This is a genomic window from Flavobacterium sp. (assembly GCF_039595935.1).
GTDB lineage: Bacteria > Bacteroidota > Bacteroidia > Flavobacteriales > Flavobacteriaceae > Flavobacterium.
Genome location: NZ_JBCNKR010000006.1, coordinates 499,674 through 511,563, shown reverse-complemented (window position 1 = coordinate 511,563; position 11,890 = coordinate 499,674). Strand labels below are relative to the sequence as shown.

The following is an 11,890-nucleotide window of genomic DNA, read 5'->3' as shown; positions in this document are numbered from 1 at the left end:
AGCCCCATGATGTTATCTAAAAAAATTATTAAAATGAAAAAGTTTATTTTATCCTTAGTACTCATGGCTGTAACAACAAGTTACAGCCAAGAGTTAAACCTACCAGTGTTTACGCAGTATCTTGCTGATAACCCTTTCGTGCTTTCTCCTGCATATGCAGGTATTGGCGATAACCTTAGAATTAGAGCTAATGGTTTAACACAATGGGTTGGAATTAAAGATGCTCCGCAAAACCAATCGCTATATGCCGATTTTAGAATTTTAGACCGTTCGGGTGTGGGTATTTCGTTATACAACGATAAAAACGGATACACTAGACAAACCGGAGCAAAAGTCTCTTTTGCACACCACCTTATTCTGGATTATTATTCTAAGCAGTATTTATCTTTTGGTATTTCATACAACTTCAATACGTTTAGAATTGATACTGATGAATTCAATACAACAATTGAACATCCGGTTATAGATCCTACGGTTACAGATAACAGATACAATGCAAATAATAACTTTGACATTAGTGCTTTATACCGTAATAAAGATTTCTATTTGAGTTTTAATGCTAATAACGTTTTGAAGAAAAACACTGATAAATACAGAGGAGTAGAACCAAACTTACTTTCAAATTATCAGGTTTATACGGGATATGTTTTCCGCGATGCAGAAAATAGCCGTATAGAATATGAGCCTTCAGTTTTCTTCCAGTATTTTGCAAGTGACCAGCGTTCAACAACCGATATCAACTTCAAATACAGAAGATACAATCGTTATGAAGATTACTATTGGATTGGAGTTTCATATCGTTTCTTAAATGACCAGTTTCCAAAACCATTATCAGTTGGGCCAATGGCAGGTTTCATGAAATCTAAATTCTATTTTGGGTATTCATACCAGGTTATGTTCAACGATTTAGGAAACTACAATACAGGTACACACGTTGTAACCATCGGATTCGATTTCTTACAATCTATCAGTAACTGTCCTTGTACGCAGAGTCCGGTTCACGATTAATCGCCATTTGACGATTATTTTATAAGACTGAAAAGTCTCAATATTATAAAGCGAGTCGCAACATTATGTGTTTTTACCGCAATAATTTGAAATAAACATTCAATAGCATTAAATTTGAATCGTATCATTTTGTTTTTCAAAACGGTATAAATCAAATTTGATTCATGAAAGCAAAATTTTCATTTTATGCGAAACACTTAGTTCTGTGCCTCGCTTTTTTATTTCTGCCGTATGCGTTCACGTCTACAAATACCGTTTTTTCATTACCGCATTTGTACACAAACCCGCATGACCGCATATATTTGTTTATTTATTTTACACTTCTTTGTTTCTTTTACATCAATTACTATTATCTAATTCCAAGATTATATTTTTCAGAAAAGAAACTGCTGTACTATTTCATAATAGTCATTTTTCTTTTATTTTTTCTTTGGATATCAACTGTTTTAGATCATCCAAGCAGAAACTTTTTAGATTTTGAATATCATTCAGGAAAATTCCCAATTCATCCAAAACCATTTGAAGGAAGATTTCCGCCACCGCCGCATAGAAATGAACCTATGTCATTTGAATTTGCCGGAGGTCCGCCAACACAATATGGACACACCGCACTTGTATATTTAATAGGTGTAATCTCAAGTTTACTTTTTGCTATTTCCGGCAGGCTGCAAAATGTAGAAAAAGAAAAAGTAAAATCAGAATTAGCCTTTTTAAAAGCGCAGATCAATCCGCATTTTTTATTCAATACCCTAAACAGCATTTATGCCCTGGCCTTAAAAAAAGACGACAAAACTCCAGATGCAGTAGTTCAGCTTTCGGAGTTGATGCGATACATCATGACCAATTCAAATGATGAAGAAATTGACTTAAACAAGGAAATCAATTACATAAGCAATTATATTTCACTCCAAAAAACACGTTTAGGAAATACCGTAAATGTCGATTATTACGTAACCGGAAATACATATGGAAAGGTAATAACACCGCTTATTTTGATTTCATTTATAGAAAACGCATTCAAATACGGAGTCAATCCGGATCAAACATCAGAAATTACGATTAAAATTGATATTGAAGAAGAAACACTAACTTTATACGTTTCTAATAAAAAAACATTTTCTGTACAGTCTGATTCCGGAATTGGTTTACAAAACACAATCGAAAGATTAAAATTAGTTTATCCAAACCGACACGCTTTATTAATAGAAGATTCAGCAGAAAAGTACATTGTAAATTTGAGCGTTAAAATACGATGATAAAAGCAATAGCATTAGATGACGAGCCATTGGCATTAGAAATTCTTCAGAGTTTGTGCGATACTATAGATTACATTGAACTGAAGAAAACTTTCACGAAATCTGATGAAGCTTTTAAATATCTTAAAAAATATCCTGTCGATTTACTTTTTCTCGATATCAACATGCCATCGATTTCCGGTTTAGATTTCTACAAAAAACTGCCGCATAAAACGATGGTAATTTTCACAACAGCCTATTCTGAATTTGCTGTTGAAGGTTTCACCTTAAGTGCCACAGACTATTTACTAAAACCAATTTCACTATCACGGTTTCAGCAGGCAGTAGAGAAAGCGTATTCTCAATGGAAACTCCAAAACCAAAACATCGAGCAGCAATATCTTTTTATCCGCGCCGATTATAGTCTTATAAAAATCTTGTTTTCAGATATATTGTATATTGAAGGTTTAGACGATTATGTGAAAATTCATATTCAAAATCAAAAAACCGTAGTGGCCAGAATGACCTTAAAAGCAATTCTTCAAAAACTTCCCGAAACAGAATTCATAAGAGTTCACCGCTCGTTTATAATTCCAATTTCTAAAATATCCAAAATTAGAAACAAGGTTATTTATATCGGTCAGGCCGAAATTCCAATAAGTGCCAGTTACGAAGAACCTTTCCTAAAACTCTTAGATCAAAAATAAGATTGTTTTTGTTTGAAGATTTTTACTACAAAAAATAATTATTTTCCAGTTTACCTCATAAATAATAACGTTTACCTCAAACTTTTTACAGCGCCTAAATTTCCAATAATTTTATCTCAAAATAACTGTTAATCATTTAATTGAATAACATTTAAAAGACAAAAAAATGGAAAGAAAAGAGTTTTTAAGAGGTTTGGGTTTAGTAGGAATTGGTTCATTAGCCATTCCATTAATAAATTCATGTAGTCAGGATAATGATGATGGTTCATCAGATTCTTCAACCGACACAGATTCAGGTTCTGGTTCTTCTTCTGGTTCAGGTTCATCATCAGGAGATTGTTCCGTAACACCATCAGAAACAGCAGGACCATTTCCAACTATTTCGCCATCGACTTTGGTAAAATCAAATATTGTAATGGACAGAACCGGAGTAGCTTTCACCATTAAAATCACCATCAAAAATACAAAAGCAAGTTGTGCCGTTTTAAAAGATGCAATCGTAGACATTTGGCATTGCGATAAAGACGGTTATTATTCTGAATATGGCGGAACTTCCATGCAGTCTGTTAATTATACCTCAGTTCATTTTTTAAGAGGAAGACAAACTACAGACGAAAACGGACTGGTTACTTTCACTTCTATTTTTCCGGGATGGTACTCTGGCCGAGCCACTCATATTCATGTTCACATCTATAATTCAAGCGGAACTTCTTTATTAGTAACCCAAATTGCTTTTCCGGAAGGAACAAACAGCGCAGTTGCTTTAGTAAACGCATCAAGTGCAAACGGATATACAAAAGGAATGTCTGGCTATACTTATAACGCATCAGACAATGTTTTTTCAGATTCAGTTGCCAACGAATTAGGAACCGTTACCGGAAGTGTTAGTGAAGGTTTTGTTTTAACGCACACCATAAACGTTTCAAGTTAGATTTTAAAATAGGTTATAATGATAGCGCAGATTCCGGTACAAATTTACAAGTCAGATTCAAGAGGTGTTTTCCATTCAGAAAAACACAATTGCTTTTCGACTTTTAATTTTGAACATTATCAGGATGTATCCCGAAATGCATTTGGATCATTAAAAATTTTGAATGAGGTTATACTGGCGCCCCAACAACGTATTACCCGATTTATAAATTCTAAAACAAATGTGATTATTCTGCCCTTATTCGGCGGAATTGAATACAAGGATAATATTGGTAATGCCGAATTTGTGCATGTAGATCAAATCAGGGTTCTCGCTGCAGATGACGAATTAGAAGTTGAAATCTTCAATCCCTATGAAACTGAAAATGTAAGTTACTTAGAACTTGAATTTCACATGGGAAAACAATATTTCAAAAACTATTTTGAGCAATATAAGTTCAATTTGAATTCGCACAATAAGCTTCAGCCTTTGTTTGAAATAGAAAGAGCACTTGGCTTTATTGGGCTTTTTGATGGTAGAAAAGAAGGTACTTTTACATTAAAGAATCCTCGAAATGGTGTTTTTGCATTTGTTTTAAGCGGAGCTTTTGAAATTGAAGATCGACTTTTAGAAGCAAAAGACGGACTTGCACTAAAAGTAACCCATAAAATTGAATGGGAGGCACTTTCAGAAAATGCAATTCTGCTTGTTATCGAAGTTCCATTAAATCATTGATTATGAAAATAAGAAAGATAAAACTAGCCTATCGAATCGTGATTGATAAATCGTCAACATTTCTTTGGGATCAATATGTTTTTGAAGACACTTTCAAAGAATATCAAATGCAGAGTCAGCAGTATAATTCAGCAGAAAATCCTAAAAACACATTTAGAGAATTATTAAGTGTAAACGAAAAAGCCGTTCAGCTTCATTTCTTAACCGGAATTGCTGCAAATGGTTATGTTGAGCAGTTAAAAGGAAATTTTTATCGAGTTACTGATGTTTTAGGTAATAATTATTTCCCATTTATTAATTATCAATTAGATATCATAAACACAGACGTGACCGATTCGTCAAAACATAAAATCGGTATCACATTTTATTCGCCTTTGTTGTATTATTTCGGGATTATTGAAGGAAGCTATCTTGTTTCTAAAAGCATTGAAAACAAAAATGAATACGAAACCATTATGTTTCCGGTTCAGAACAATTTGTCTATTTGTTATATTCAGACAGAAGACTAATTCAACTTCCAAAAACAAAAAATTAATTTATTTCATTTTTTACCTTTTCTGTTTTTCTGTGAACAGGAAAGGTTTTTTTATATATATGAATATGAAATTGCTATCAATTAATTGTTTTTAATATTTAATAAACCAATTTATTTGTGAATTTATAACGTTTTCGTGCTTTTTATCCCTTCTTTTTTACTTTATTCGAATTTATTGGTAGCTGAAAAGTTCTATATTTGTTGTTCTTTCTAAAAAACTAAAAAAAATATCAAATGAAAACTTTAAGCGATTTCGATTTTAAAAATAAAAAGGCAATAATCCGTGTTGATTTTAATGTGCCGCTGGACGAGAATTTTAATGTAACTGATACAACACGTATTGAAGCTGCAAAACCTACGATTGATGCTATTTTAGCTCAAGGCGGAAGTGTTATTTTAATGTCGCATTTAGGAAGACCAAAAGGTGCAGAAGAAAAATACTCTTTAAAACATATCTTAAAAACAGCTTCTGAAATTTTAGGAGTACAAGTTAAGTTTGCTGAAAACTGTGTTGGTGAACCAGCTCAAACAGTTGCTAAAAACTTACAGCCTGGAGAAGTTTTATTACTTGAAAATTTACGTTTCCACGCTGAGGAAGAAGCTGGAGATGTTGCTTTCGCAAAAGAATTAGCTTCATTAGGAGATATTTATGTAAACGACGCTTTCGGAACGGCGCACAGAGCACACGCTTCGACAACAATCATTGCACAGTTTTTTCCAAATGATAAAACTTTTGGAACTTTATTAGCAAAAGAAATCGAAAGCTTAAATAAAGTACTTAATAATAGTGTAAAACCAGTTACTGCTGTTTTAGGAGGTTCTAAAGTTTCTTCTAAAATTACAGTTATCGAAAATATCTTAGATAAAGTTGACCACATGATTATTGGTGGAGGTATGACTTTTACATTCATCAAAGCTCAAGGCGGAAAAATCGGTGAATCAATCTGCGAAGATGATAAATTAGATTTAGCACTTGAAATCTTAAGATTAGCAAAAGAGAAAAATGTTCAGGTTCATATTCCTGTTGATGTTGTAGCTGCTGATGATTTCTCAAACTCAGCAAACACACAAATTGTAGACGTAACTGCAATTCCTGATGGATGGCAAGGTCTTGACGCAGGTCCAAAATCATTAGAAAACTTCAAAAAAGTAATTTTAGAATCAAAAACAATTCTTTGGAATGGTCCGTTAGGTGTTTTTGAAATGGAAACTTTCTCAAAAGGAACTATCGCTTTAGGTGATTTTATTGCAGAAGCTACTCAAAACGGAGCATTTTCTTTAGTTGGAGGAGGAGATTCAGTTGCAGCAGTAAAACAATTCGGTTTTGAAGAAAAAATGAGTTATGTTTCTACTGGTGGAGGGGCAATGCTTGAAATGTTAGAAGGTCGTGTTTTACCTGGAATTGCAGCGATTTTAGACTAAAATATCACAATTAACATTTTTTTGCGTATATTTAAGCGGTAAACTTTATAAGTTTGCAAAAATAACGTTTCTATAATAGTCTGATTTATAGAATTTTAAAAAAATGTTATATGATTGTAAAGAAAATTTCATTAGCGGTAACCGCTTTGTTCTCCCTGACGGCCTTTGCGCAGCAATCTGCCGAAGTCTCTCAGGAAATAAGGCCCGAAGTAAAGTTGTCTTATTTAGATTCTATTAAAGGCACATTCAAAAAAGATAATCTGGCAGCAAAAGTTGACAGCCTTTGGATGAATGAGTTGGTAAGTTTAGATATCTACGATGATTTGACAAAAGATATTCAAACAATTAATAAAGATGTTACTGTAGATGAAGAGCTGCCAACTGAACTGCTAAAAGAGCGTTTGGCGGCAATGAATGCAAAATCACCTTTTGAAATTGAATACAATCAAGGATTAGAAAATATAATAAAGTCATTTCTAAAAAATCGTAAAAAATCATTTTCACGATTAATGGCTTTATCAGAATACTACTTTCCAATATTCGAGGAAACATTCGCAAAAGAAAAAGTTCCATTGGAAATAAAATACTTAGCCGTTGTAGAATCTGCTTTAAATCCTAAAGCAGTTTCTAGAATGGGCGCCACCGGACTTTGGCAGTTTATGTACGGAACCGGAAAACAATACTCTTTAAAAATCGATTCTTATATCGACGAAAGAAGCGATCCTCTTAAAGCTACTGCAGCATGTTCTGATTATTTGACCAGAATGTTCAACATTTTTAATGATTGGGAATTGGTTCTGGCTTCTTATAATTCAGGTCCTGGAAACGTAACAAAAGCGATTCGTCGTTCTGGTGGAAAAACAGGTTACTGGGATATTCGCAATTATCTTCCAAAAGAAACTCAAGGTTATGTTCCGGCTTTTTATGCTACAATGTACCTTTTTGAATATCATAAAGAACACGGAATCAATCCTGAAAGGGCTGTAGTAAAAAACTTTGAGACAGACACAATAGCAATTAAAAATGAAATGTCATTTAAGCAGATTGCCAATTTATTAGATATGCCGGAATCGCAGTTGCAGCTTTTGAATCCTTCATATAAATTAAATGTTGTGCCTGCTTATCATGGCGAGCAGAATTTCCTGCGGTTACCAAAAGACAAAATCGCAACATTTGTTTCTAACGAAGATAAAATTTACGCTTACGTAAAATACGAATCAGAAAACAAAACGATTCCATCTCGTTTAGCAATGAAAATTGCTCCAAAAGGAAAACCGGTTAAAGACACTAAATCTTTAGAAGTTCAAAAAGAAATTCAAAAAGATATCGAGTTTTATAAAGTTAGAAAAGGAGATAACTTAGGCTCAATTGCTGATAAATACAATGTGAATGTTTCTGATTTGAAAAAATGGAATAATCTGAAATCAAATTCTATTGCCTTAGGAAAAACATTGAAAATTAAATCAGAAAAAGATTCTGCTGAAAAAGTGGTTAAAGAGCCAAAAGCTTTACCAGTTATAGAGAAAAATACTGAAGAAGCAGTTGCCTCTGCAGATGAAAAAGATAAAGTTTCAATACAAACAGTTGAGTATACTGTAGCAGCCGGAGACAATTTAGGAAGCATTGCTAAAAAATTCGGTACGACTATTGCGGAGTTAAAAGAGTTAAATGATCTTAGCTCTAACAATATTGGTTTAGGAAAAACATTAGTAGTTTCTAAAATAGTTACAGAAATACAAGAGCCTGTTTCAACAGCAATTGCTTCAAATTCTGTAGATTCTTTCAAAAAGAAAGCGCCATCAGTAAAAAATACAAGTGAAGATTATTACGTTAAAAAAGGTGATTCTTTATACAGCATTTCTAAAAAATATCCTGGAGTAACAATTTCAGATATTAAAAAATGGAATGGTATTAAAGATGAAGATATTAAACCTGGAATGAAACTTAAAATAAACGGATAATTCAAAATCTTAACTAAATTTGGGTTTTATTTCATAAATTAAGAAAATGAATAAAACCCATTTTTTATTTATAATACTTCCGTTTCTACTGATTTCTTGTTTTAAAACAGATAAACAGCAAGAGCCTGTTTCTGGAAAAACAAATACAATTTCTATTATAATTGACGATCAGTTATGGTATGGAGAAGTAGGCGACAGTATTCGAAATAAATTTGCTTCGCCCGTATTAGGCTTAACTCAGGAAGAGCCGCTTTTTACAATAAATCAATATCCCGCAAAACTTCTTGAAGGTTTCGTAACTGACAGCCGCAGTATTATTGTGGTAAAAAAATCAGCTGTAGAAAAGTTTGAAATTACACATAGTAAAGCACTTCCTCATAATACTTTTCGCATTTACGGAAAATCTGTCGATGATATTATTTGCAGTATCGAATTAAATTCGGCGCAGATTATCAAAATGATTCGCGATGCCGAAATTGAAAAAATTCAGGAAGATAACAGGCAGTCACTTTTAAATCCGGCTGTAATAAAAAATAAATTCCATATCGATATTCAAATTCCAACCGGATATGTATATATGCTTCATAAAAAGAATTTTATCTGGCTAAAAAAAGACATAATCAGTGGGAATACAAGTTTATTGATTTATCAAATTCCACTCAACAATTTCAAAACACGCGGAAATGTCATAGGCAATATTATCAAAATGCGTGATTCTGTTGGTTATTACATAAAAGGACGCGAGCCTAAAACAAGAATGATTACGGGAGAAGCGTACGCACCGTATTTCTCAAATACGTCTCTTGACGGAAAAGAAGCTTTTGAAACAAAAGGAACGTGGGAACTTAAAAACGATTTCATGGCCGGACCTTTCATTAACTATGCAATTGTAGATCCTGTTTACAATCGAATTTTGGTAATCGAAGGTTTTTGTTATTCGCCTTCAAATCAGGAACGTGATTTAATGTTGAATCTTGAAGCGATTATAAAATCGGTTAAAATTGACAAGCGTTAATGTTTGTTTCAAGTTTAAGGTTTCAAGTTTTTTGACCAAAAAGATTTTATAATTCTTTTCGTTGTCTTGCCTGCTTATACGGTTTGAGATCACTCAAAAGTATATAAACCTGAAACTTTATACCTGAAACCATGTTGACTAATATTTTTCTTACTTTTGTTTTGTAACAAACATAAAAACAAATGCTTATGAAAAAGTTAACCGCAACATTAGCAATTATTGCACTATGTTTTATTTCGTGTAAAAAAGAAGTAAAATCAGAAACTGAAACCCCAGCCGCCACTGTTTCAGATAGTGTTAAAACCGAAGAACCAGTTGCAGAAGCTCCTGTAGATTCTGCGGCAGCTGCAAAAGCATGGCAGGCTTATGCTACTCCGGGAGAATCACACAAATTAATGGCTGACGAAGTTGGAACATGGAATTGTGAAATGACATTTTGGTACGAACCAGATGGCAAACCTGAAAAATCAACTTCTGTAGCTAATATTAAAATGATTCTTGGCGGACGCTATCAGGAAGCAACTTATCAGGGAAAAATTATGGGAGCTCCGTTTGAAGGAAAAAGTACTCTTGCTTATAACAACGCAAGTAAAGAATTCACGTCTACCTTTATCGATAATATGGGAACCGGAATGATGGTGGCAACCGGAAAATATGATGAAGCTACAAAAAGCATGGAGCTGAAAGGGGAGATGGTAAATCCTATGGACGGAAAGAAATCTCCATACAGAGAGATTTATACTATTATAGATCCCACGACACGTAAAATGGAAATGTTTGACGTAAAAAATGGGAAAGAGTTTAAAAGCATGGAAATTGTAATGAAAAAGAAATAATAAAGCTTAGTTTTAATCTTAAGAAAAAATATAGAATCCCGACTTGATACAAAATGAAGTCGGGATTTCTATTTGATGATATTTGGCGTAATTTTGTCTTTCATCACTATTAAATAAAAAGAAAAATATACCATGGAATTAAAATGGAAAATAAAGCCATTTGAGGCATTAACTGCAAACGAGCTATATGATTTATTAAAACTAAGAAGCGAAATCTTCGTAGTAGAGCAAAACTGTGTTTATTTAGATCTTGATGGTAAGGACAAAAAAGCGCTTCACCTGATTGGTGAATACGATGGCAAAACGGTAGCCTATTCTCGTTTATTTGATGCCGGAATTTCTTTCGATAATGCATCGATTGGAAGGGTAGTTGTCGATCAAAATTATCGTGACAGAAAATGGGGACATGATTTAATGCGTGAAGCAATTGCCGGAATCAAATCTAATTTTGATAAAGACAAAATTACAATTGGAGCCCAATTATATTTGAAGAAGTTTTACGAAAGTCACGGCTTTGTGCAATCAAGTGAAATGTATCTTGAAGATGACATTCCGCACATTGAAATGGTACGTGAATAGTCTAAAGTGCTTAATGCAACATTGTTTCTATTTTTTGTATATAAACTATTTTAAAAGCATAAATAGTTTATATACAAAAAATTAACAGCTTTGTTTAGAGCAAAACTTTAAGTGAAATCTTTTTTTGTAACAACCAGTATTCTTAAATTTTCGTAATCAAAAATTCTACTCGGCGGTCATAACTATCACCTCTTTTTAATGGAAATTTATTACCGCAGCCTTGATAACGCATTCTGTTTTTAGAAACTTTTCTGGAGCTTAAATAATAGAAAACGGTTTTGGCCCGGTTCCAGGAAAGTTTTCTTTCTTTGGTGTCACGGTCAATTGCGTCGCTGTATATTTGAGGTGTACAGCAAACATGACCTCTAATTTCAAACTGAATGTTTTTTTGTTTTTGGAGAGTTAAGGCAATTCTGTCCAGTTCTTTTTTGGAGTTATTCGTTAGTCGGGCGCTTCCCATATCAAACAGAATATTTTCGAGATATATTTTATCGCCTACTTTCAGTTTGTCTTTAAAAGAAGTATAATCTTTTTTTAAGAAACTATTGCGTTTTACCACAATCAAATCAACCCGCCGATTACGTAATCGGGTTTCGTATAAATTTTCAACCGTGTCTGCCTTAACCACAACACGGCCTTTACCTTCAAGAATTACAATTTTACTTTGGCTGAATCCTGATGAGAGAAGTAAATTCTGTATCGTATTGACACGATAGTGCGAGAGTTTGAAGTTATAATCGTCGGTGCCGCGGTCATCACAGTAGCCGTAGATTTGTATAGATTCGACTTTGGCCGTGTCTATCGATTTTATAAATTTATTTACAATTTTGGTTTGCGGTTCAGTAAGATCGTACTTGTCGAAATCAAAATAGACTGTTTCGATTGGTTTTTGCTGCGCCGATAGATTGTAAATAAAAAACAAAAACAGGACCCGGGAAAGTTTCATT

The 11,890-nt window shown here is 33.3% G+C and carries 12 protein-coding genes; 11 read left to right on the top strand and 1 reads right to left on the bottom strand.

The window, feature by feature from the left end; genetic code table 11:
- Positions 1–33: 33 nt before the first annotated feature.
- From ABDW27_RS11965 to ABDW27_RS11915, 11 genes are all read left to right on the top strand, one after another.
- A complete protein-coding gene (locus tag ABDW27_RS11965) occupies positions 34–1,008 on the top strand; it encodes a type IX secretion system membrane protein PorP/SprF (RefSeq protein ID WP_343696120.1) in 975 nt (324 codons plus the stop codon).
- Between the two features lie 164 nt (positions 1,009–1,172).
- On the top strand, positions 1,173–2,264 hold the full coding sequence (locus tag ABDW27_RS11960; RefSeq protein ID WP_343696119.1) for a sensor histidine kinase: 1,092 nt from the start codon (positions 1,173–1,175) through the stop codon (positions 2,262–2,264).
- Complete coding sequence (locus ABDW27_RS11955) at positions 2,261–2,950, top strand: LytTR family DNA-binding domain-containing protein (RefSeq protein ID WP_343696118.1); 690 nt, start codon at positions 2,261–2,263, stop codon at positions 2,948–2,950. Before ABDW27_RS11960 ends, ABDW27_RS11955 begins: the two co-directional genes overlap by 4 nt.
- Positions 2,951–3,116: 166 nt before the next feature.
- Positions 3,117–3,881 (top strand): intradiol ring-cleavage dioxygenase, encoded by a 765-nt coding sequence (locus ABDW27_RS11950; RefSeq protein WP_343696117.1) that lies wholly within the window; start codon positions 3,117–3,119, stop codon positions 3,879–3,881.
- Positions 3,882–3,899: 18 nt separating this feature from the next.
- Positions 3,900–4,595 carry a hypothetical protein gene (locus ABDW27_RS11945; protein WP_343696116.1) on the top strand — a complete coding sequence of 232 codons (696 nt, stop codon included), beginning with the start codon at positions 3,900–3,902 and terminating at the stop codon, positions 4,593–4,595.
- A gap of 2 nt (positions 4,596–4,597) precedes the next feature.
- Positions 4,598–5,104 (top strand): hypothetical protein, encoded by a 507-nt coding sequence (locus tag ABDW27_RS11940; protein WP_343696115.1) that lies wholly within the window; start codon positions 4,598–4,600, stop codon positions 5,102–5,104.
- A gap of 260 nt (positions 5,105–5,364) precedes the next feature.
- The gene (locus ABDW27_RS11935) at positions 5,365–6,552 is read left to right on the top strand and encodes a phosphoglycerate kinase (RefSeq protein WP_343696114.1); all 1,188 of its coding nucleotides are present in this window, start codon (positions 5,365–5,367) and stop codon (positions 6,550–6,552) included.
- A 110-nt stretch (positions 6,553–6,662) separates the two neighbouring features.
- Positions 6,663–8,513: a LysM peptidoglycan-binding domain-containing protein gene (locus ABDW27_RS11930; RefSeq protein ID WP_343696113.1), complete on the top strand. Its 1,851-nt coding sequence runs from the start codon at positions 6,663–6,665 to the stop codon at positions 8,511–8,513.
- Between the two features lie 46 nt (positions 8,514–8,559).
- Entirely contained in the window at positions 8,560–9,528 is a 969-nt protein-coding gene (locus tag ABDW27_RS11925; RefSeq protein ID WP_343696112.1) for a DUF4837 family protein, read from the top strand.
- 188 nt (positions 9,529–9,716) lie between these two features.
- Entirely contained in the window at positions 9,717–10,364 is a 648-nt protein-coding gene (locus tag ABDW27_RS11920; protein ID WP_343696111.1) for a DUF1579 domain-containing protein, read from the top strand.
- Between the two features lie 132 nt (positions 10,365–10,496).
- Positions 10,497–10,943 (top strand): GNAT family N-acetyltransferase, encoded by a 447-nt coding sequence (locus tag ABDW27_RS11915; protein WP_343696110.1) that lies wholly within the window; start codon positions 10,497–10,499, stop codon positions 10,941–10,943.
- 142 nt (positions 10,944–11,085) lie between these two features.
- Here the strand turns inward: ABDW27_RS11915 and ABDW27_RS11910 are convergent, their stop codons facing one another.
- A complete protein-coding gene (locus ABDW27_RS11910; protein ID WP_343696109.1) occupies positions 11,086–11,889 on the bottom strand; it encodes an OmpA family protein in 804 nt (267 codons plus the stop codon).
- Position 11,890 lies beyond the last annotated feature (1 nt).

What these genes read in the sequence shown, in the direction of transcription:
- ABDW27_RS11965 (WP_343696120.1), top strand. Translation starts at nt 34, where the DNA reads ATGAAAAAGTTTATTTTATCCTTAGTACTCATGGCTGTAACAACAAGT.
- ABDW27_RS11960 (WP_343696119.1), top strand. Translation starts at nt 1,173, where the DNA reads ATGAAAGCAAAATTTTCATTTTATGCGAAACACTTAGTTCTGTGCCTC.
- ABDW27_RS11955 (WP_343696118.1), top strand. Translation starts at nt 2,261, where the DNA reads ATGATAAAAGCAATAGCATTAGATGACGAGCCATTGGCATTAGAAATT.
- ABDW27_RS11950 (WP_343696117.1), top strand. Translation starts at nt 3,117, where the DNA reads ATGGAAAGAAAAGAGTTTTTAAGAGGTTTGGGTTTAGTAGGAATTGGT.
- ABDW27_RS11945 (WP_343696116.1), top strand. Translation starts at nt 3,900, where the DNA reads ATGATAGCGCAGATTCCGGTACAAATTTACAAGTCAGATTCAAGAGGT.
- ABDW27_RS11940 (WP_343696115.1), top strand. Translation starts at nt 4,598, where the DNA reads ATGAAAATAAGAAAGATAAAACTAGCCTATCGAATCGTGATTGATAAA.
- ABDW27_RS11935 (WP_343696114.1), top strand. Translation starts at nt 5,365, where the DNA reads ATGAAAACTTTAAGCGATTTCGATTTTAAAAATAAAAAGGCAATAATC.
- ABDW27_RS11930 (WP_343696113.1), top strand. Translation starts at nt 6,663, where the DNA reads ATGATTGTAAAGAAAATTTCATTAGCGGTAACCGCTTTGTTCTCCCTG.
- ABDW27_RS11925 (WP_343696112.1), top strand. Translation starts at nt 8,560, where the DNA reads ATGAATAAAACCCATTTTTTATTTATAATACTTCCGTTTCTACTGATT.
- ABDW27_RS11920 (WP_343696111.1), top strand. Translation starts at nt 9,717, where the DNA reads ATGAAAAAGTTAACCGCAACATTAGCAATTATTGCACTATGTTTTATT.
- ABDW27_RS11915 (WP_343696110.1), top strand. Translation starts at nt 10,497, where the DNA reads ATGGAATTAAAATGGAAAATAAAGCCATTTGAGGCATTAACTGCAAAC.
- ABDW27_RS11910 (WP_343696109.1), bottom strand. Translation starts at nt 11,889, where the DNA reads ATGAAACTTTCCCGGGTCCTGTTTTTGTTTTTTATTTACAATCTATCG.